Raw genomic sequence first — 22,472 nt, forward strand, 5'->3', positions numbered from 1 at the left:
CTAATCCTTATAGTTTTTATCAAATACGCCGGGCGGCATTTGTTGAATTTGAAAATTAATCATATTTTCGAATGTATCGAGCAATGGCTGAAGATTTAAAGATATTGGCTCTAACACTGATAATGCTAAATATCCCGCCTCAACCGTTGATACTCCCTGCTCTTTTGGCGATTTTCTAATACGATAGTTTCCAGTCTCTACATTATCTAAATTGACTAACGGTAAGTGATGTAAATTGGTCGATAGTTGCCACATTTTATAGGCTTTCTTCCAAGTCCCATCAAGTAAAATAATCACGTTGTTTCGAGATGGCTGAGCCTGCTCTGCTACATCAGACAGTGCTATCGCACGCTCTCCTGGGTAAACTACATAAATATCACGTTCGGAATCAGTTAAAGCTGCATTTAATTCCTCATGCTGCGAAAAATCCTCACCTACCCAAAGTCGGCTATTGGGTAAAGAAAGTGATAGTATTCTTGCAGTACCAATTGCTCGTTTAACTTCTGATGGATGTTGTAAAATCCATAACTCTGTTTGAGTTGCAATAGGTTTAATCCAGTGGCAAATGCAGGCTTTGTTTGCTTTACCACAGTTATCACAGTACCGACTCATTGAGGTTGCCTTGTCTATTCGAAATTATATTATTATTGCGATAATCATGATGGTTATAGCTCAATTACCACAATGTCAGCCATTATTAGTTTGGGATCGCCAAGACATTATCAATGGCGAATTATGGCGGATCCTATCAGGAAATTTCACGCATACCAATTGGGTGCATCTTGCAATGAATGCTAGCGCCTTTGCAATCATTAGCTATATTTTCCGTGCCCATTTTCATGCTAAGTCTTATAGCTTATTGATCTTAATTTTATCGTTCACTATAGGTATTGGGCTCTTTGCTACCAGTATTACTTGGTATGCTGGATTTTCAGGTGTGCTACATGGCATCTTCGCTTGGGGTTGTATTCGTGATATCCAATCAAAAACGCGGGGGGGATGGCTCTTACTCCTCGGGCTAATCATTAAGATAGGTTGGGAACAATACTTTGGAGGCTCTGTGAGTTCTGAAGAATTGATTGGCGTTCGTGTAGCAACTGAAGCCCATTTGATTGGCGCAATCACAGGCATACTGTATGCCTTGCTTATCAAGCAAAAAATCAACGCTCAAGTTGAATATAACCGCTTTAAATGACGATCAATATACGGGAGCACGCTCGCTCCCGTTAATATTAATAATTACAATTCAATACGCTTTCTATTTTTATCGACAGTCGCCTCACCGATCCCTTTCACTTTAGTTAGATCATCAACGCTCGCAAATTTACCATGCACTTTTCGATAATTAATTATCGCTTGTGCTTTCTCAGCACCAATGCCGATTAGCAATGTATCCAATTGCTCAACATTAGCAGTGTTAATATTAATTTTGATATCAATACCTTCATGCGTATTGTCAGCAGCGTAACTTAAAGAGGCGAGTGCTAATCCACCAGCCAACGAAATAGCTTTAAACAAGCGAGATGGCAACATATTTTTATCCTTTATTGGTATGAGTGTTTAAAAAGGATAAAAAGAAAAGCGGGACGATGAGGGGATTATTTAAAAATAAAAGATAAAAAAACGACGGGCCGCACAATAGCGGCCCGTTAATAGAAATGTAAATTTCAATTAATTTGCTGGTTTGTCCAACATTGGGTAAGTCACTTTCGCCGACTCACGTAAAGTCTGAAGTGTTGTTGATAGATCTTGTTGAGCAAACATATTCTCAACTTGGGTTGCAAACTGAGTATCAACATCATCTTTCGATGGTGTAACATTCACAACTTTATCTAATGCAATAATTTCAACATTACCTTTGTTGTCACGTGTTACACCATAAGACACTTTACCGTCTTTTGGTTTAGGTAATGTAAACGCAACACGTGCAACATTAGCATCAGGACCTGAACGTGTTATGGTTTGATCGCCAGAGAAACTTAAGCCATCTTTTGCTACAACATCTGACTTACCGTCACGTAATGCTGCAATGATAGAATCCGCCTTCTCAGTTGCTTGCTTCTCACCTTTTTGTTGAGCCAATAGTGTTTTCACTTTTGCTTCAACATCAGTAAATGGCAGCACTGATTCAGGGCGTGCATCATCAACACGAACCACAACAACATGCTCTGGTGCAATCTCAATTACATCAGAGTTCATACCGTCATCATGAACCTCAGGGCTTTGTAATGCTTCTTGCACTTTCTTATCACTTAACACACCGGTCTCATCTTGTAATGAGATAAAGCCTGTTTTAATGATCTTAGCCTTTACAGCTTCTGCTGCTTCATCTAGTGAATCTGGTGATTCAAATGCTGTCTCAGCTAGCTTGCTTTGTAGCTTATAGAATTGCTCTGCTACTTGCTGCTCTTGAAGTTCAGCGACAATGCTCGCTTTAACATCAGCAAAAGGTTTAACTTTAGGCTCTTCGATACCATCCAGTAAAATAATGTGGTAACCATAAGGTGACTTCACAAGGCCAGACATATCACCTGGTTTTGCTAATGAAAATGCTGCTTTTTCAAACGCAGGATCCATCACACCTTTACCGAACCAATCAAGCTTACCGCCATCTTTTGCACTGAAAGTATCATCGGATGATTTTTTCGCAACATCAGCAAAGTTAGCACCAGCTTTCAACTCAGCCAGTAATGCTTCCGCTTTTGCTTTAGAAGCATCACTATCACCTTTTACTAAGATATGGCTAACTTGAATCTTCTCAGCAGTACTGTATTTGCTCTTATGTTCGTTGTAATACACTTCAGCTTCTTTATCAGTGATCTTAATATTGTTCACTAGATTTTTATCTGACAGTTCAATGTAAGACACTTTCACTTGAGCTGGGCGTGTAAACTGCGTTTTATTCTCATCATAATAAGCTTTAGCTTCTGCATCCGTTACCGTTACTTTATCGGTAAAGTCTGCAAGGTTTAGCTTCAAAGTACGAACAACGCGCTCTTGTGATTCAAGTTTACGAAGTTCATTCAATTCATTTTTAAGTGCGAAGTCACTGCCTTCTAATGCGCTTAAGAATTGTTGACGTAGCATGTCTTTACGGATTGACTCTGCAAACTGCTCAGGAGAAATTCCAGCACGACGTAACGTTAAATTATATTGTTCATTATTGAACACACCATTAACTTGGAAAGCAGGCATTGCTACAATCGCTTGCTTAACTTGAGCATCGCTCACACTCAGGCCTAGCTTTGTTGCGCGTTGCTCAATCAACTCATCATTAACCATACGCTCAAGCACGCTATTACGGAGTTGCTGTACGTAAGCAGGATCACCCATTAGTGTTGAGAAGTAATCACCTAAACGTTGCTGCATTTGGTTACGTTGATTTTGATAAGCCTGCTCGAATGCACGCTGACTAATTTCTTTACCATTAACTTTTGCTGCAACTTGCTCATTACCGCCCGCCAGATAACTGCCGACACCAGCAAATACAAAAGAAAAAATAATTAAGCTAAGAATAATCTTAACCCAGATGCTGTTAGCGCCTTCGCGCAATCGCTCCATCATAATTTGCCGTCTCTCCTACTTGTTCGATCTGGCACGGTTTCGAACTACAAATGTGTGCACAAAATATCGGTATCAACGCGATAGCCGAACCTTCAATATTATTAAGCCGTTACTGACTAAAACGTAAATAACCTGTTGTATTAGTTTTTAAACTAAAGATAGCACCAACACAATAAGCCACAAAGCGTATAGTATGATAACTTGATACCGATTTGACTAATGAAATGTTCTTTATCTTTATATTGGTTAAGAAACAAAACAATAAATCCCTAGTCAAATAGGCATCATTATAAAGTAAAAAAAGCGCATCAACCGATGCGCCTTTGTTGTACTGGATCAGTATACCCTTTCCAGTAGCAATATTTAAGCCATGATAACATGACAAAACAGTCAGAAAAAACCAACTATTTCTTAGTTAACAGAGTCTTTTAACGCTTTACCCGGTTTAAAACCAGGTACTTTTGCAGCTGCAATTTGAATTTCTGCACCTGTCTGTGGGTTACGGCCAGTACGAGCTGCACGTTCACGTACAGAGAAAGTACCAAAACCAACCAATGCAACTTGCTCACCGTCTTTCAATGTATCTGATACCGCTTCGATGAATGCGTCTAAAGCACGACCCGCTGATGCTTTTGAAATATCTGCGCTTTCTGCGATTTTATCTACTAGTTGAGTTTTGTTCACGATTAAATCCCCTTAATGAACTTGCCTACCCGTAACTCGTCACTGAGACGCTGTGAATAGTAGACAATAAATTGTTTCTAGACCTGATTGTATTGATAGAAACTTAACAGGCCTTAATAATACATCGCTTAGCGCGGATTAGAGTTAACTTATAGCCAGACAAAAAAACGCTGACAAGGACTTTTGTCTTTGAAAGCGTTTTTTATTTAGGTAATTTTGCTACAGGTCACTATTTTGAGCATTTACCAGCTCAATACCTGTTGGATTATTCTGAAGTGCAACAGTTAACACTTCATCAATCCAACGTACTGGACGTACTTCCAAGTCGGCGATTACGTTCTCTGGGATCTCTTCCAAATCACGCTCGTTCTCTTTGGGAATAAGCACTGTTTTAATGCCACCGCGGTGTGCTGCTAATAGTTTTTCTTTCAAACCACCGATAGGTAAAACTTCACCACGAAGTGTAATTTCCCCCGTCATAGCCACATCAGCACGAACAGGATTACCCGTTAGGCTAGATACAAGTGCTGTACACATTGCAATACCCGCACTTGGGCCATCTTTCGGGGTCGCACCTTCAGGTACGTGAACGTGAATATCACGTTTTTCGTAGAAATCAGCTGCAATACCTAAACGCTCAGCACGAGAACGTACCACCGTCATTGCCGCTTGAATCGACTCTTGCATCACATCGCCGAGTGAACCGGTATAAGTTAACTTACCTTTACCTGGCATAGACTCTGTTTCAATGGTTAATAAGTCACCACCTACTTCCGTCCACGCAAGTCCTGTCACTTGACCAATGCGATTACTTTCGTCAGCTTTACCGTAGTCGCAACGCTGAACACCTAAGTAATCTTTTAAATTATCTTGGCTGATTTCAACGTGTTTAATGTCTTTATTAAGTAAAATTTCTTTCACTGCTTTACGGCAAAGTTTAGATATTTCACGCTCAAGGCTACGAACACCCGCTTCACGTGTGTAGTAACGAATAATGCCAATAATCGCAGAATCATCAACAGTCAACTCACCCGCTTTTAAACCATTACGTTTAATTTGCTTATCAAGTAAATGGTTCTTAGCAATGTTTAGCTTTTCATCTTCGGTATAGCCCGATAGACGAATAACTTCCATACGGTCAAGCAATGGACCTGGGATATTCATCGAATTAGATGTAGCGACGAACATCACATCAGATAAATCGTAATCCACTTCTAAGTAGTGATCATTAAATGCACTGTTTTGCTCAGGATCTAGCACTTCTAGCAACGCTGAAGCCGGATCGCCTCGCATATCAGATGACATTTTATCAATTTCATCCAATAGGAAAAGTGGGTTTTTCACCTCTACTTTTGCCATTTTCTGAATCAATTTACCCGGCATAGAACCAATATAAGTACGGCGGTGACCACGAATTTCCGCTTCATCACGTACACCACCTAATGCCATACGAACATACTTACGGCCCGTTGCCGCAGCGATCGATTGACCTAGAGAGGTTTTACCAACACCTGGAGGACCAACTAAACATAGAATTGGGCCTTTTAGCTTGTTTACACGGCTTTGTACTGCAAGATACTCAAGAATGCGTTCTTTCACACGCTCAAGGCCGTAATGATCGGCATTAAGCACTTCTTCGGCTTTTGCAAGGCTCTTCTTCACTTTAGAGCGCTTATACCAAGGCACGCTTAGCATCCAATCAATGTAACCACGAACAACGGTTGCTTCCGCTGACATTGGCGACATCATTTTTAACTTTTGCAGCTCTTGCTCGGTTTTTTCACGAGCTTCGGCTGGCATTTTAGATTCTTCAATCTTTTTCTTTAGCGCTTCAAACTCATCTGGCGCATCATCAAGCTCACCCAATTCTTTTTGGATAGCTTTCATTTGCTCATTTAAGTAATACTCACGCTGAGATTTTTCCATTTGCTTCTTAACGCGTCCACGGATACGCTTTTCAACTTGAAGCAAATCAATCTCGGATTCCATCATTGCCATTAAGAACTCTAAACGTTCTGTAATATCAACGATTTCTAATACTTTTTGCTTATCAGCCAGTTTCAGCGGCATATGCGCAGCAATGGTATCTGCTAGGCGGGCCGCTTCATCGATACCGTTAAGTGAAGTTAATACTTCAGGCGGGATCTTTTTATTTAGCTTGATAAAGCCTTCAAACTGGCTGATAGCGGTGCGAACAAGTACTTCTTGTTCGCGTTCATCCATTTCAGGCGTAACCAGATATTCAGCATGAGCAGTAAAGAACTCATCATCAGCTAAATCTTCAACTTTGGCACGTTGTTGGCCTTCAACCAAGACTTTTACGGTACCGTCAGGTAGCTTCAATAGCTGTAAAATAGTTGCAACAGTACCGACATCATAAAGATCAGTGATTGACGGTTCATCTGTCGCTGCTTCTTTTTGGGCAACCAACAGAATCTGTTTATTGTTCTCCATTGCCGATTCTAGGCAACGAATAGATTTTTCCCGTCCCACAAACAATGGAATAACCATATGAGGGTACACCACCACGTCACGTAGTGGCAGAACCGGGATCTCAAGGCGCTCAGAACGCTCCAGGTTCATATTCATCTCTCTTCCTGTCAATACTAATCGTATTAAGTAACTGGTTGAGTCACTTACTTAATACGACTAGAAAGTTAGCTTATATTGAGTATATGGGGGTGAAACATGATTATTCAACGAAAGAAGTAACAGAAAATAAAAAAGGAGGCTTATGCCTCCTTTTTTTAGCCTTTATGTGCACTTATTAGACACTTACTCAGCTGCAGCTGCTGGTGCTTCCGTGTTTTCATAAATCAGTAGAGGCTCAGACTCACCTTTAATTACTGACTCATCGATAACAACTTTACTTACACCTTGCTGAGACGGGAGCTCATACATAGTATCAAGCAGTACCGCTTCCACAATAGATCGTAGGCCACGAGCACCTGTTTTACGTTCCATTGCTTTACGTGCAATAGCAACCAGTGCATCATCACGAAACTCAAGCTCAACATTCTCTAGCTCTAATAACGCAGCATACTGTTTAGTTAGTGCGTTCTTAGGCTCACGAAGGATCTGAACCAGAGCTTCTTCGTCAAGCTCACCTAATGTTGCAGTGACTGGTAGACGACCGATAAATTCCGGAATTAAGCCGTATTTAACAAGATCTTCAGGCTCAACTTTTTCAAACAGATCACTTAATGTGTCGGCTTGGTCTTTTGAACGCACTTCTGCGCCAAAGCCAATACCAGTACCTGTTGCTACACGCTGCTCAACAACTTTATCTAGGCCTGCAAATGCACCACCACAGATAAATAGGATCTTAGAAGTATCAACCTGTAAGAATTCTTGTTGAGGATGCTTACGACCACCTTGTGGTGGCACAGATGCAACAGTACCTTCGATCAACTTCAGTAATGCTTGCTGTACACCTTCACCAGATACATCACGAGTAATCGATGGGTTATCTGATTTGCGAGAAATCTTATCGATTTCATCAATGTAAACAATACCACGTTCAGCTTTCGCCACGTCGTAATCACATTTCTGTAGCAATTTCTGGATAATATTTTCTACGTCTTCACCCACATAACCCGCTTCAGTCAGCGTGGTTGCGTCAGCCATCGTAAATGGAACATCTAACATTCGTGCTAGTGTTTCAGCTAATAGTGTTTTACCACTACCAGTAGGGCCGATAAGTAAGATGTTACTCTTACCTAGTTCAACACCTTCACTAGTTGTATCGCCATTACGTAGACGTTTGTAGTGATTATATACCGCAACAGCTAGCACTTTTTTCGCATGTGCTTGCCCAATTACGTAATCATCTAGGTTGTTACGAATTTCTTGCGGAGTCGGCAGTTCATCGCCATCGCGTTTAGGCATCACTTCTTTAATTTCTTCGCGAATAATATCGTTGCATAAATCAACGCATTCATCACAAATATAAACAGAAGGGCCTGCAATCAGCTTGCGAACTTCATGCTGACTTTTACCGCAGAAAGAGCAATACAATAGCTTACTGCTACCACTCTCTTTTCGCTTATCTGTCATTCGCTAACCTCTTATTGGGGTATTCCCATCATTGCCTTGTCTTGAGTGTATAACAAGTCGGCTTATTTTGCTGCGTTAACTATCTAGAGTTAATCAGCTAAATAAGTACTTAGTCACGTTGACTCAACACGGCATCCACTAAACCATATTCTACAGCTTGTTCTGCAGACATAAAGTTATCACGGTCAGTATCACGCTCAACAACCTCTAGTGGTTGGCCTGTATGTTCAGCCAATAAACCGTTTAGACGTTGTTTGATTGTTAGAATTTCTTGTGCATGGATTTGAATATCCGATGCTTGTCCTTGGAAACCACCTAATGGCTGGTGAATCATTACACGTGAGTTCGGTAGACAGTAACGCTTACCTTTCGCACCACCAGCAAGTAAGAATGCTCCCATTGAACATGCTTGCCCCATACATACAGTACTCACATTTGGCTTAATGAACTGCATAGTGTCATAAATTGACATACCCGCAGTAACAGAACCACCTGGAGAGTTGATGTATAGGAAGATGTCTTTATCTGGGTTTTCTGACTCTAAAAATAGTAGCTGTGCTACTACTAAATTAGCCATGTGATCTTCAACCTGACCAGTTAAGAAAATCACACGCTCTTTTAAGAGACGAGAATAGATATCATAAGAACGCTCACCACGAGAAGTCTGCTCGACCACCATAGGTACCAGCGCATCCAAAATTGGTGACATGGCGTTTTTTTCTTGGTAGCTCATAACGTTATTTCCCTAAAATAAATGGCCCGAATGAAATGACTCACACGGACCATTGTTAGCAGAAGACTTGAGATAATGTCAAATCTCTACATCAATTTCAGCAAATTAAGCAGCAGGATTCATTAGCTCGTTGAAGCTAACGTCTTTATCAGAAACCTGTGCTTTAGCTAGAAGTGCGTCAATCGCTTGCTCTTCTAGAGCAACATTACGCATGTTGTTCATTAGCTGTTCGTTAGTTTCGTAGTATTTAACTACTTCTGATGGATCTTCGTATGCAGAAGCCATTTCAGCGATGATTGCTTTAACGCGCTCTTCGTCTGCTTTTAGCTCTTCTGACTTGATCACTTCACCAACTAGAAGACCTACAACTACACGACGTTTAGCTTGCTCTTCGAACAACTCACGTGGTAGTTCAGGCATATTCTTAGCATCACCGCCAAAACGTTGTGCAGCTTGCTGACGTAGTGCTTCGATTTCTTGATCGATAAGTGCAGCAGGAACTGTGATGTCGTTTTGCTCAACAAGACCGTTAAGAACTTGATCTTTGATGCGACCTTTAACAGCTTGCTTAAGTTCACGCTCCATGTTCTTACGAACTTCAGCTTTAAGACCGTCAACAGAACCGTCTTCAACACCGAACTTAGCAACGAACTCTTCAGTTAGTTCAGGAAGCTCTTGTGCTTCAACTTTGTGAAGTTTAATAGCGAATGCTGCAGCTTTACCTTTTAGGTTTTCAGCGTGGTATTCTTCAGGGAACGTTACTTCAACAGTAAACTCTTCACCCGCTTTTTTACCTACAACGCCTTCTTCGAAACCAGGGATCATACGACCTTGGCCCATAGCAAGTGCGAAACCTTCAGCTTTACCGCCCTCGAACTCTTCACCGTCGATAGTACCAACGAAGTCGATAGTTACACGGCTGTTTGCATCAGCGGCTGCATCTACTTCAGTCCACGTAGCTTGTTGCTTACGTAGAGTATCAAGCATTGTATCAACGTCAGCTTCAGTTACTTCAACAACTGGCTTCTCAACAACAACTTTATCTAGACCTTGAAGTGCGATCTCAGGAAATACTTCGAAAGTCGCTTTGAATACTAGGTCTTTACCTTCAGCAACTTCTACTGGAGTAAATGTTGGCGCGCCTGCTGGATTGATTTTCTCTTTAACGATAGCTTCGATAAAGTGACGGTGCATTACTTCACCTAGGATGTCTTGACGTACTGATGCGCCAAACATTTTAGCAACCATCTTAATTGGTGCTTTACCAGGGCGGAAACCGTCGAAACGACGAGTTTTAGCAATTTTCTTTAGTTCAGCTGTTACTGCATCTTCGATGTTTGCAGCAGGAACAGTGATTGTTAGTTGGCGTTCTAGGCCTTCAGTGGTTTCAACGGTAACTTGCATTATATTTAACCTCAAAACTTACTCAGCTTTCTGAGTGATGTTGCCGAACAGCCATTTACTGACGGTGGCATCCTTTTCGTGTTACGGCTCGAAAACCATAACGCCTCAATTCTTTTACTTTATTTCTAAACTGTCAGATATGCTCATCCAACTTAGAAATTAAAGCGCGTTATTATAACGACACACTTAGGTGGCGTCGAGGTGAGATAGACTAAACTGCTATCTAGCTCTACAACTGAAACACAAGATAGGGTCTATAACGAACATTTCAAGGGGTAAGGAGAAAATAATCATAGATCTCTGCGTTTTTTGGGTTCAAATGTTGGAAAAACAGTCGAATTAACGCAAATATGACGTAACAGAGAAAGCATTTTTTATGCCGTTATAAGACTAACTACAGAGTGATTTTTGTATTAAAAAAGCTTAGAAATGAATTAGATTTTGGATCTTATATATAAAGAAGAGAGAATGGCACGCCCTGCAGGATTCGAACCTGCGACCACATCCTTAGAAGGGACGTGCTCTATCCAGCTGAGCTAAGGGCGCATCATTGTGTAACATGGCGTTACGAGGCAGGATTATACGTTGCTAATCATTTAGGTCAATACGTTTACTTTAAATTTCATGATTTAAACCGCCAAGCGATTAAAGTTAAAGCAATCTGTTTTATTTTCAGTTTTTTCAGTGCAATTGTAGATACCTATTCCCTTCAACGATAAACACTTAAGATTGTTCGCCATTATTAAACAAACAAAAAGCAAACGTTTGCGTTATAGCTAAAGTAATCATTTTCTGACACAATAATAGCGTCCACATGCTTAGCCTATATAAAAAGGATTACCATGACCGCCCAAATTATTGATGGGAAATTAATATCCCAAACAGTTCGACAGGAAGTTGCCGCTAGAGTGAAAGCTCGTAAAGATGCTGGTCTTCGTGCACCCGGCTTAGCTGTTGTGCTCGTAGGTCAAGATCCTGCTTCTCAAATTTATGTTGGTAGTAAGCGAAAAGCCTGTGAAGAAGTCGGCTTTGTCTCTAAATCATTCGATCTACCACCAACAGCCTCAGAAGAAGAATTATTACTTCTTATTGACGAATTAAATCTCGATCCAACGATTGATGGCATTTTAGTCCAACTTCCATTACCAGCTGGTATGGATAGCACACGAATTTTAGAGCGTATTGATCCTGAAAAAGATGTTGATGGCTTCCATCCATACAATGTCGGACGCTTAAGTCAACGTATCCCAAAACTACGCTCTTGTACCCCTAAAGGTATTATGACCCTCTTAGAACGTTACAATATTCCGGTACGAGGGAAAGAAGCGATTATTGTTGGCGCTTCTAATATTGTAGGTCGCCCGATGACACTCGAATTATTATTAGCAGGGGCTACAACAACAACTTGTCACCGTTTTACTCAAGATCTTGAGAGCCATGTTCGTCGTGCAGATATCCTTGTCGTCGCTGTAGGTAAACCTAACTTTATTCCTGGCGCTTGGATTAAAGAAGGGGCTACCGTCATTGATGTGGGTATTAACCGATTAGATAATGGTAAATTATGTGGTGATGTTGAATTTGATATTGCCAACCAAAGAGCAAAACATATCACTCCAGTCCCTGGTGGTGTCGGCCCAATGACAGTCGCAACATTAATAGAAAATACTATGTTAGCTTGCGAGCAGTTTCACGGCGAATAATTGGTAATAAAAAGAGTGATACCTATTGCTCTTTTATTCTCCAAAACAATGCTATTTTAAATTAGCAGTCCTCTTCTTATTAACAAATAGAATAAATAAAAAAAGCGATGGAACACCATCGCTTTTTCTTTTGATTATACAATTTATGGCGTCGACTATAAGCTTTTAGCTAGTTGTTTGACATACGCTGTAAATTCTTCACCAAATTGATTATGGCGCAAACCGTACTCAACAAACGCTTTCATGTAACCAATTTTACTACCACAATCATGGCTTACGCCTGACATATGAAATGCATTCACTTGTTGAGATTGCATTAGCATATCGATAGCATCGGTCAATTGAATTTCATCACCCGCGCCAACAGGCGTACGGGCTAATAATGCCCAAATTTCAGCTGGAAGTATGTAACGACCGACAATAGCTAAATTAGAAGGCGCGTCTTCAACTGAAGGCTTCTCAACAACCTTTGTCATCGGTGCTGATTCGCCAGCATGTAATTCCACACCATTAATATCCGCAACACCATAGTTTGACACTTCAGACATAGGAACAGGTTCAACCATCACCTGACTCACTTTAGTCTCGTTAAACATTTTCACCATGGCAGCCATATTATCGCAACGTAAATCGCTCGCAACATCATCCAAAATTACGTCAGGTAAAACAACTGCAAAAGGCGCATCACCAACAAGGGGATGTGCACACAATACTGCATGACCCAAACCTTTAGCTTGACCTTGACGTACATGCATAATGGTCACATCAGGTGGACAAATCGCTTGTACTTCTTCAAGTAGCTGACGTTTTACTCGCGCTTCTAATGTCGCTTCTAATTCAAAAGAGGTATCAAAGTGGTTCTCAATCGAATTTTTTGAAGAATGCGTCACTAAAATAATTTCTTTAATTCCTGCTGCAACACACTCATTCACTACATGCTGAATAAGCGGTTTATCAACAATTGGAAGCATCTCTTTTGGAATAGCTTTTGTTGCAGGTAACATTCGAGTCCCCAGACCAGCAACAGGAATAACAGCTTTACGCACTAATGAAGTATTCAATTTTTTTTCCAGTATATTATGTTTGCAAACATCGTATTAGATGGCTTTCAAATATGCAAAAGAGAGTTCTAACTTATAGAAAAAATGATCATTTTTTAAGTAAATCAGTGTTATCTACGCTTACTTTTACAGGCTTACCTAACAAATTAATCAGCATAAATGAGCGTTTCTCACCATCCGGCTCTTGGTAAATAGCTTCAAGACCTTGAAACTTACCCTGCTCTAACTTTAATTTTTCACCGGGCTGAGGAAGCATTGACAACAAACGTTGATGCTCTTCATTATCTTCATTCATCATTAAATTATAAATAAGTTCTTCACGTACTTTTTGTGGCATTGCACCACAGCGAATAAAGTCAGCCACACCACGTGTTGATCGCACCGACGTATAACTTACCGTTTCAGGATCAAATTGAACAAAAACATAACTTGGGAATAATGGTTCGATTGACTCTATTCGTTTGCCTCGGCTCACTTTTTTTACTGTTACCTGAGGGTAGTAGCAATCCACACCTTGACGATCCAGATTGATCACTGCACGCTCTTGTTCACTGCGCTTACAATAAAGTAAATACCAATCTTTCATCATCAATCCTAAACATTAAAATTCATCGCTATTATATACATAAATAGCTACTTTTTATATTGCGGCTAATTCGGGATATAAAGTATTTATTGAGTGCTTATTATTGCTCAACTCATTTATGGAAACCAAGACAGTCACCACTTTTACAGTAATTCCACAGTCAAACTTTGTAACATTCATGAACAATCCAAATAGATAGACAAAAAAACCACAAAAAGATAAAAAACAAAATATAAAACCAAATAATTAATAATTATAAAAACAACAACATAATTACCATACTAAAAATTAACTTTTCAATTTTGACTAAGAAATCTACAACCATTTGTTTTTCAATAGGTTGAAATGTTTATCATTTGTTCTTTAAATGTAAAAACTTGCAGTCGTATATATTGTGCTTTATAAAACCACCGGTATTAGCAAACACACCATCACAATAATATAGAGAATCCTATGAGTCATAATAGTAGTGGTACCTTATTGGGCCACCCAAAAGGCTTGTTCCTGTTATTTGGAACTGAGCTATGGGAGCGTTTCTCCTACTACGCCATGCGCGCTATTTTAGTTTTGTACTTAACAGATAAAACAATCAATGGCGGCTTAGGCTGGAGTACTCAAGAAGCATTAAGCCTATATGGTATTTACACCGGTCTTGTCTACTTTACTCCTTTAATTGGTGGATGGATTGCAGATAACTACTTGGGTCAACGTCGATCAATTATTATTGGCGGCGTATTAATGGCTATTGGTCAATTTACTCTCGCACTCCCGCACAGTGTCGTTGATCCTCATGCTGTAAACGCTTTCTATTTAGGCCTTACTTTCCTGATCATTGGTAATGGTTTATTTAAGCCAAACATCTCAACCATGGTGGGTGATCTCTACAAAGAAGGCGATAACCGTCGTGATGGTGCGTTTACTATTTTCTATATGGGTATCAACATAGGTTCATTACTTGCCGGTGTTATTGCAGGTACAGCTTCTGCCATTTATGGCTGGAAAGCAGGTTTCTTATGTGCCGGTATCGGTATGCTACTCAGCCTATTGATCCAACTGTTTTTCGCACAACGTTACCTAGGTGATATTGGTACTGTTCCAGCTGCAGTTCGTGACGCAGCAAACAACGCAAGCGGTAAAAAAGAGCCACTAACCAAAATTGAACGTGATCGTCTGAAAGTAATTATGGTGATGTGTACTTTTGTTATCGTATTCTGGGCAGGCTTTGAACAAGCTGGCGGCTTAATGAATATCTATTCTCAAGAATACACAAACCGTATGATTGGTAGTTTCGAAGTGCCGGCAGCTTGGTTCCAATCACTTAATCCATTTTTCATTATTATTTGTGCTCCGATTCTTGCTGCTCTTTGGGTAAAATTGGGTAAGAAAGAGCCAAACTCACCTGTGAAATTTGCACTAGCAATGTTCTCGTTAGCAGTAGGCTTTGCTTGTATGATCGGTGCTGCGCTTGAGCAAGGTGGCGATATGACAGTGAAAACCTCTATGCTATGGCTGATTGGTGCATACTTCTTCCATACGATAGGTGAGTTATGTTTATCACCGATTGGTTTATCAATGGTGACAAAACTTGCACCTCTTCGCTTAGCATCATTAATGATGGGTGCATGGTTTGGTGCTAACGCCATTGCTAACTATATTGCAGGTGAGATTGGTTCACGTATTGGTGAAGCCGGTCCTCTAGCAATCTTCTCTGGTATTGCAATTACTGCAGTGATTGCCGGTGTATTACTGCTGTTACTATCCAATACCTTAATTAATTGGATGCATGGTGCAGAATCTTCATCTCATGATGAAACTGCAGAGGTTAAAACAGTAGAAGCGTAATGCCGTACTGATAATAATCCATTTAAGGGTAGTGTTGCTAACACTGCCCTTTTTTACATCTTAATGTTTTTAAAGTTCACACTAAAACTAGCATGCCCCAATTGGCTTAGCGATAAACGCCCACCTGATGGAGACAATGCTAGCTTCGATAACATATTGTGCCTTGCTTCTCGTCCAAGCCATTCACCTGATGCGACTTCAAAAGAAGCGTCACTTGTTCGAAGTTCTGCTTCAATACCTGCAGGAAGAATATGCAAACATCTATCAGACAAATCAAATACGCCAAACAAAGCCTTGATAGGTGACGCATAACCTGAGTGCTTCATCCCTTTTTCAATCAATGTGACTAAGTGGCTTAAGCTTTCTAAACAATTACCTTGATTACGTAAATAATCATTAAAAAAAGCACGAATTAATAACGCAGTTGCCGTCGCATTATGATCACCACTACTGGTATCAAGAAGGTAAAAGGCTAATTGACCATCTAATAGCCAAGTATAATCAAGAATAACTGGAAGGGAATCAATGGATTGTAAAACACAATAATTTAACTGCCATCGCCCATAAGTCGATTGTGTTTCAGGCATTAGTCCCACTAATAGCTCACGTGCCGCTTTAGGGTTATTTTGCAAATCTTTAATATGCCATTCCAATTCTTCTTCAACAGGCTCTGTATCTTCTGTAGTATCAAACCATCGATTAGAAAAATCTTGTCGATGATGTGTCGCACTGTCTTGCCCCTTCAATACCGATATCATAGAAGATTTCAGCATTAAAATATTTTCTAATGGCTTTATTAAGAAATCCTTAACACCAAGTCGCAACGCTAAAGCGACATCTGTCATTGCTCCCGTTCCTGAAATAACAATAATTGGTATCATTGGATATTGAATAGACACTTCTTCAACAAACTCCATACCTGTCATAACAGGCATAGCGAGATCGCAGAGTAACAGATCAGGAATATGCTCCTTTAATGCACGTAGCCCTTCTAAACCATTATCAGCCTCTTGCACCAAGCATCCTTGGCTCTCAAGAAAGCCAACAATCATATTTCTAAATACTGGGTCGTCTTCTACAACGAGAACATCTTTCCCTTCTAGCAAAACCACCTCCACCAATACCTACTTAGTTTAAGGCACATTACAAACTGAAATTAAAGGCCTTAAAGACTGTCTAATTTTTGCGACTCTATTAAGCATAGAAAAAACACCACAAAAAATATGTATTCATGAACATTTAATAAAAATAAATTCATTTATGTAATACACTTCAAATTATCGTACCCCTTTATTTTGGTAAATTGATCATAATAAACATGATAAAAATACTATTTCAGTAGGAAAAACAAAGAAAAAGAGATGCATTTGACTCATTTTGTTATACAATTGCTCATCATAAGCGTTCAATAATGACTTTTTTATGAAACTTGACGATCTAAACTTATTCCGCATGGTTGTGGAAAATGGCAGTTATACCGCTGCATCTAGAAAAACCCAGGTACCAGTTGCGACACTGACACGTCGAATTCAAGCACTTGAAGAAGGCCTTAATATTCGCCTGCTTAATCGTCATGCCCGTAAACTGTCACTTACTGAAGCCGGTCAAAAGTTCTATCATGACTGTGCGCCTTTACTACAACAGTTACTTGATACTACTGAACATATTAGTGAAGAGTGTAAAGGTGCAGCGGGCAAGCTACGTATTGCCGCACCAACCAATATTACCAAGGTAATGCTTCAACCTTTATTGAATGCCTTTATGTTGGAACATCCAGCAATTAGCATTCAGCTATATATGAGCAATGAGCCAGATCAACTTGATCCGACGGACTGGGATGTTATGTTCCGTATTGGTCCTCAACGAGATTCAACACTGATCGCTCGTCGTATCAATGAAGTAAAAGATATTCTTGTTGCTAGCCCTGAATATTTAAAGAAAAACCCAGAGCCTAAACATGCTCAAGATCTTCACGACCATGTTTTACTGAAGGGTAATCCTTTACTACGCTGGCGTCTAAACAACCACAACGGCGAAACGGTTACGATTAATGAACGAGGTCGCTTTGAAGCAAGCGAACTTAACGTCGTGCGTAAAGCGTGTTGTGCAGGCTTAGGAATCACGTTAATGCCTGATGTTATGCTGGAAAAATACATTACAGCTGGTGAGGTGACTCAAGTACTTAAAAACTGGTCAGCAAACCCACGTGATGTATATTTGATTTATAATCACCGTGATTACCAACCAGAAAAATTACGTCTATTTATTGATTTTGCAAGTCACTACTTTGACTTAGAAAAACACTAAAAACATTTATTAATAACGTAATATTTTAGAAAAATGCCATATTAGCCATTAATATGGCATTTTGTTTTTATCCTGTTAAGAACAATCACCCACATAAAAAAAACATACAGTTACAAACCTTGCCCTCCCCCAAAAACCAAGAATGGCGTACTCTTTCCGCATCTCAGTTTTCTCATGATCTCAAGTCTTGTAGAACTGACTTATTCTGTATATTTACTTAATACTGCCGTCCCCATTAATGCGCATCCATAAAGAGCGTGGATTTATTTATGCATGCTCAATTGTTACTGCAGGACAGGCGATTATCACATCGCCAGTGATCTTATAGAGTCATGGTTTGGGGCCTGAGTTTATCCATAAAAAAGCCGGAGTTTTACACTCCGGCTTATAACTCTATTTGCTCACATATAAGACTTAAATGCCTTCGTTATGTAACTCTAAATTAGCTAAATCTTGCTGAATCTCACGCTGCTTTTTCGAGTCATCACTGCGTAGTGAATCTAAATACTCTAAGTACTTTTGGTTCACATCACCGGTTACGTAATTACCATTAAACACAGACGTTTCAAATAATTTAATTTCAGGGTTTCCTTCAGCGACGGCATCAACAAGATCTTGTAAATCTTGGAAAATAAGACCATCGGCACCGATAATATTTGAAATTTCATCCACTTCGCGACCATGAGCAATTAACTCATTAGCGCTTGGCATATCAATACCATAGACATTAGGGAAACGAATTTCAGGTGCTGCTGATGCTAAGTAAACTTTCTTCGCACCTGCCTCTCTTGCCATTTCGATTATCTGCTCTGATGTGGTACCACGAACAATAGAGTCATCGACTAACAGTACATTTTTATCTTTAAATTCAGAGCGAATGGCATTGAGTTTACGACGCACAGACTTACGACGCATTTGTTGCCCTGGCATGATAAACGTACGGCCCACATAACGGTTTTTAACAAAGCCTTGGCGATATGGTTTATCTAACGTACGTGCAATTTCTAGCGCACTGTCACAAGAAGTTTCTGGAATAGGAATAACAACATCGATATCAATATCTGCCCATTCTCGTTTAATCTTTTCACCCAGCTTGGTGCCCATCGCTAAACGCGCGCCATAAACAGAGACTTTATCAATAAATGAATCAGGACGAGCAAAATAAACAAACTCAAATACACATGGATTTAACTGTGGATTATCGGCACATTGCTGAGTAAATAATTGCCCATCAAAAGTGATGTAAACGGCTTCACCAGGCGCAATATCACGGACAAAATCAAAACCAACCGCATCAAGTGCCACTGATTCTGAAGCTACCATGTATTCGGCTTTACCTTGTTCTTCACGCTTACCAATACATAAAGGGCGAATACCATTTGGATCACGAAATGCAATTAATCCATGACCGATAACCATAGCAACAACCGCATACGCACCTTTTACAATTCGGTGAACTTCACTGATTGCTTTAAAAATTTCCTCAGGGCTAATAGGATAACTTGGACAATGCTCAAGTTGATTTGCCAGAATATTCAGTAAAATCTCAGAATCTGAGGTTGTATTGACATGACGTTTAGCTTGCTCAAATAAGGTCTCACGAATATCTGCTGCGTTGGTTAAATTACCATTATGAGCCAGTGAAATACCGTAAGGAGAATTAACATAAAACGGTTGGGCTTCTGATGCACTAGAGCTACCCGCAGTTGGATAACGCACGTGTCCGATACCTACATTACCTTGTAAGCGTTGCATGTGTTTAGCTTCAAAGACATCACGCACTAAACCATTCGCTTTACGCAGACGGAAACGATTGCTTTCTAAGGTACAAATACCCGCAGCATCTTGGCCGCGATGTTGCAACACAGTAAGTGCATCATAGATAGACTGGTTTACCGGGGTTGAGCCCACGATTCCAACAATACCACACATTTCCAAAATCCTCGTCGTGCATAAAAATACAGTTACCAAATCGAATAAATTTGGTAACTGCTATTAATTTGGCGCTATTTCATGTTAGGTAAGAAGCTTGAACTGTGTTTGATATAGGAAAAAAACCATTCAATGACAACGCCAAACTGTGGGATGAGTTTTGACTGTTTCCACCAATCAGCACTTGCAAACCCTGTAAAGGCATCGAGAAAGAACAATACTGCCGCAACAATTAACACGCCGCGAACCCCACCAAAAACTACGCCCAAAACTCTATCAGTACCAGATAACCCTGTTTTCTGTACTAACTGACCAATAACATAGTTAACTACCGCGCCAACAATCAGCGTTGCGATAAATAAAACGGCAATAGCGCTACCGTTGCGAAGCATTTCATCATGAAAGTTTGTAAAGTAAACCGCAAGCTGTGGGTAGAAATTACTCGCCACAAAAAACGCAGTAAACCAGATAACTAATGAAAGTGCTTCTTTAACAAAACCACGGATTAAACTTACCAAAGCGGAAAAGCCAATCACGGCTAAAATTACATAATCAATCCAGATCATCATGTGTATTTCGTCTTGTTGATGCGTATTCTAACAGAAAAAATGAAGACGCAAACGTTTACTTAAGGTTTTATTGGGCTAAATTGATACAATTTACCACTTAACCCGGTTAATTTTTTCAAGTCATCAATCTTAGCCAAAAGCTTATCTTTTGAAAGATCTGGTCCCACAACAACTTTTACATACTGACCCGGTTGCGCATCTTTAGGTAATAAATGTGCCTGGTAACCATTTAATCGCAGCTTCGCCACTAGTGCGCTGGCATTCTTAAAATTACCAAACGTACCTAATTGGATCATCCAGCCACTATTTTTTAATCCTTGCTCAGACACAACTGCAGGCTCTGGCTTTACAACAGGTTGGGGTGTTACGACAGTTTTTGGTTGCTCAACGGGCACAACAGGCTGTTCAGGTTGAGGTGCTTTGTCTTCTTCAACGGTATAGGTTTCATTATTATCACCTGATGATGTTGAAACCGTATCTTTACCATTATCCACTGTTACTGTGACAGGATCTTTAGGTAGCTCCGAATTTACCGTTTCAGGGTTAGGTATTTGAGTAAACTCCTTTTGATCACCCATTTTAGGCTGCAACGGAATGCTTTCGAACTGCTCTTTATAGTGCTGTTTTTGCCCATCAAAAAGATCAGGAAGAAAAATCACGCCAACGGTTACCAAAATAATGGTACCAATCAGTCGATTTTGAAATTGGCTAGCCACATGGACTCCTATACTATTTAACCACTTTATAATAAAAGTGTTTTTCACTCATTAACGTAAATGACTCGTTATTTGCCCGACAGTGTAAAACGAGCCAAAGACGATTACCATATCATCTCGGTTAGCTTGTGTTAGCGCTTGGTCAAATGCAGCCTCTGGCTTATCAAAACCCATACAATCTGGTGGTAAATACTGCAATATTTCATTGGCAGTCGCCGCTCTTGGGCCCGTTAAAGAAGCGGGATACCAATGATCTACTACATCTTTCATCATTGCGATAGTCGACGCGATATCTTTATCGTGAAGCATCGCAACGACAGCATGAATATGCTTCTTACCTTCTTTTTGTTTCATTCGGTTTAATTGCTGAGCGAAATACTCGGCAGAATGGGGATTATGTGCGACATCCATAATGATCAATGGATCATCACTCACACGCTGCATACGTCCTGGTAATTGAGCTTTACTTAAACCTTGAATAATATTCTCTTCCGAGATATCAAGCTCTGCCGTTCCTAAAGCCATTAATGCTGTGGCTGCATTAGGGAGCGGTAAATTAGGCAGTGGCAAGTGAGATAAATCAAATGCACCACACTGCCAGTTCCAATGGTCATCGGCTACTTGATAATCAAATTGATAACCAACTTGATGTAATTCTGCGCCAATATCATCCGCGTGAGCAGGAACCGTTGCTGGCGGATGAGGTTGGCCGCAAATAGCCGGTTTACCTGAGCGGAAAATACCTGCTTTTTCATAACCAATTACGTCTATATTATCACCAAGCCAATCGACATGATCGATTGCAAGACTGGTGATCACGCTAACATCATGATCAACAATATTAGTGGCATCTAATCGCCCACCAAGGCCAACTTCCAGTACAACAACATCCACTTTATGTGTTTTAAATAGTGTTAACGCAGCAAGCGTACCAAATTCAAATAAGCTTAAACTTATATCACCACGCGCTGCTTCAACGCTTGCAAATGCTTTGCTATGTTCACCGTCGTCAAGCTCTTTATTATTGATACGAACACGTTCGTTATAACGTACAAGGTGAGGAGAGCTATAAACACCAACCTTATAACCCGCTTCAATTAAGATAGCTTCTAGCATGGCACAGGTTGAACCTTTACCATTAGTACCCGCAACAGTAATAACACAAGGCGCAGGTTTAAGAAGATTTGCTTTTTCACCCACAGCTTTAACGCGATCTAATCCAAGATCGATTGCACTGGTATGTAATTGCTCAAGATATTTCAGCCATGTTGAAAGCGAGGCTGTCGCTTGTGGTGCAGTCAATCCTGACATGAGAAAT

The 22,472-nt window shown here is 40.2% G+C and carries 19 protein-coding genes and 1 tRNA gene; 4 read left to right on the forward strand and 16 right to left on the reverse strand.

The annotated features are described in order from the left end of the window. Positions 1–612 (reverse strand): tRNA-uridine aminocarboxypropyltransferase, encoded by a 612-nt coding sequence (locus C9J46_RS13410; protein ID WP_107291040.1) that lies wholly within the window; start codon positions 610–612, stop codon positions 1–3. Between the two features lie 46 nt (positions 613–658). On the opposite strand from C9J46_RS13410, the gene rrtA reads away from it, so the two are divergent. Further along, the gene (rrtA, locus tag C9J46_RS13415) at positions 659–1,195 is read left to right on the forward strand and encodes a rhombosortase (RefSeq protein ID WP_107206071.1); all 537 of its coding nucleotides are present in this window, start codon (positions 659–661) and stop codon (positions 1,193–1,195) included. A gap of 44 nt (positions 1,196–1,239) precedes the next feature. Here the strand turns inward: rrtA and C9J46_RS13420 are convergent, their stop codons facing one another. The 8 genes from C9J46_RS13420 to C9J46_RS13455 all read right to left on the reverse strand — a co-directional run bounded on the left by C9J46_RS13420 (position 1,240) and on the right by C9J46_RS13455 (position 10,987). Continuing rightward, a complete protein-coding gene (locus C9J46_RS13420) occupies positions 1,240–1,533 on the reverse strand; it encodes a ComEA family DNA-binding protein (protein WP_107206070.1) in 294 nt (97 codons plus the stop codon). A gap of 138 nt (positions 1,534–1,671) precedes the next feature. Further along, positions 1,672–3,564, reverse strand: coding sequence for a peptidylprolyl isomerase (gene ppiD / locus C9J46_RS13425; protein WP_107291041.1), 1,893 nt, complete (start codon positions 3,562–3,564; stop codon positions 1,672–1,674). Positions 3,565–3,975: 411 nt separating this feature from the next. After that, positions 3,976–4,248 carry an HU family DNA-binding protein gene (locus tag C9J46_RS13430; protein ID WP_005369098.1) on the reverse strand — a complete coding sequence of 91 codons (273 nt, stop codon included), beginning with the start codon at positions 4,246–4,248 and terminating at the stop codon, positions 3,976–3,978. Positions 4,249–4,467: 219 nt separating this feature from the next. After that, on the reverse strand, positions 4,468–6,831 hold the full coding sequence (lon, locus tag C9J46_RS13435) for an endopeptidase La (RefSeq protein WP_105061295.1): 2,364 nt from the start codon (positions 6,829–6,831) through the stop codon (positions 4,468–4,470). A 192-nt stretch (positions 6,832–7,023) separates the two neighbouring features. Then, the gene (gene clpX, locus C9J46_RS13440; RefSeq protein WP_107206068.1) at positions 7,024–8,304 is read right to left on the reverse strand and encodes an ATP-dependent protease ATP-binding subunit ClpX; all 1,281 of its coding nucleotides are present in this window, start codon (positions 8,302–8,304) and stop codon (positions 7,024–7,026) included. Positions 8,305–8,413: 109 nt separating this feature from the next. Beyond that, on the reverse strand, positions 8,414–9,037 hold the full coding sequence (gene clpP / locus C9J46_RS13445; RefSeq protein WP_005369103.1) for an ATP-dependent Clp endopeptidase proteolytic subunit ClpP: 624 nt from the start codon (positions 9,035–9,037) through the stop codon (positions 8,414–8,416). 105 nt (positions 9,038–9,142) lie between these two features. Further along, on the reverse strand, positions 9,143–10,441 hold the full coding sequence (gene tig, locus C9J46_RS13450; RefSeq protein ID WP_105059697.1) for a trigger factor: 1,299 nt from the start codon (positions 10,439–10,441) through the stop codon (positions 9,143–9,145). 469 nt (positions 10,442–10,910) lie between these two features. Further along, positions 10,911–10,987: transfer RNA gene (locus C9J46_RS13455), tRNA-Arg, on the reverse strand. Positions 10,988–11,283: 296 nt separating this feature from the next. Here C9J46_RS13455 and folD point away from each other — a divergent pair. Beyond that, a complete protein-coding gene (gene folD, locus C9J46_RS13460) occupies positions 11,284–12,141 on the forward strand; it encodes a bifunctional methylenetetrahydrofolate dehydrogenase/methenyltetrahydrofolate cyclohydrolase FolD (RefSeq protein ID WP_107245750.1) in 858 nt (285 codons plus the stop codon). A gap of 155 nt (positions 12,142–12,296) precedes the next feature. On the opposite strand, the gene galU is transcribed toward folD, so the two are convergent. Further along, the gene (gene galU / locus C9J46_RS13465) at positions 12,297–13,202 is read right to left on the reverse strand and encodes a UTP--glucose-1-phosphate uridylyltransferase GalU (protein WP_107206066.1); all 906 of its coding nucleotides are present in this window, start codon (positions 13,200–13,202) and stop codon (positions 12,297–12,299) included. A gap of 88 nt (positions 13,203–13,290) precedes the next feature. After that, positions 13,291–13,788 carry a transcription/translation regulatory transformer protein RfaH gene (rfaH, locus tag C9J46_RS13470; protein ID WP_107291042.1) on the reverse strand — a complete coding sequence of 166 codons (498 nt, stop codon included), beginning with the start codon at positions 13,786–13,788 and terminating at the stop codon, positions 13,291–13,293. Positions 13,789–14,241: 453 nt separating this feature from the next. On the opposite strand from rfaH, the gene C9J46_RS13475 reads away from it, so the two are divergent. Continuing rightward, positions 14,242–15,630 carry a peptide MFS transporter gene (locus C9J46_RS13475; RefSeq protein ID WP_107260091.1) on the forward strand — a complete coding sequence of 463 codons (1,389 nt, stop codon included), beginning with the start codon at positions 14,242–14,244 and terminating at the stop codon, positions 15,628–15,630. A 53-nt stretch (positions 15,631–15,683) separates the two neighbouring features. Here the strand turns inward: C9J46_RS13475 and C9J46_RS13480 are convergent, their stop codons facing one another. Next, positions 15,684–16,736, reverse strand: a complete 1,053-nt coding sequence (locus C9J46_RS13480) for a response regulator (protein WP_107291056.1) — start codon at positions 16,734–16,736, stop codon at positions 15,684–15,686. Between the two features lie 316 nt (positions 16,737–17,052). Between C9J46_RS13480 and C9J46_RS13485 the strand changes: the two genes are divergently transcribed. Further along, a complete protein-coding gene (locus C9J46_RS13485) occupies positions 17,053–17,937 on the forward strand; it encodes a LysR family transcriptional regulator (RefSeq protein ID WP_107206063.1) in 885 nt (294 codons plus the stop codon). A gap of 414 nt (positions 17,938–18,351) precedes the next feature. Here the strand turns inward: C9J46_RS13485 and purF are convergent, their stop codons facing one another. From purF to folC, 4 genes are all read right to left on the reverse strand, one after another. Further along, entirely contained in the window at positions 18,352–19,869 is a 1,518-nt protein-coding gene (gene purF / locus C9J46_RS13495) for an amidophosphoribosyltransferase (protein WP_107206062.1), read from the reverse strand. Positions 19,870–19,943: 74 nt separating this feature from the next. After that, positions 19,944–20,435, reverse strand: coding sequence for a colicin V production protein (cvpA, locus tag C9J46_RS13500; RefSeq protein ID WP_006646399.1), 492 nt, complete (start codon positions 20,433–20,435; stop codon positions 19,944–19,946). Between the two features lie 62 nt (positions 20,436–20,497). Then, on the reverse strand, positions 20,498–21,154 hold the full coding sequence (gene dedD, locus C9J46_RS13505) for a cell division protein DedD (protein ID WP_107260085.1): 657 nt from the start codon (positions 21,152–21,154) through the stop codon (positions 20,498–20,500). 51 nt (positions 21,155–21,205) lie between these two features. Beyond that, positions 21,206–22,465, reverse strand: a complete 1,260-nt coding sequence (folC, locus tag C9J46_RS13510) for a bifunctional tetrahydrofolate synthase/dihydrofolate synthase (RefSeq protein ID WP_107291043.1) — start codon at positions 22,463–22,465, stop codon at positions 21,206–21,208. Positions 22,466–22,472: the final 7 nt, after the last annotated feature.

The sequence above is a fragment of the Photobacterium sp. GB-36 genome, from assembly GCF_003026135.1.
Lineage (GTDB): Bacteria > Pseudomonadota > Gammaproteobacteria > Enterobacterales > Vibrionaceae > Photobacterium.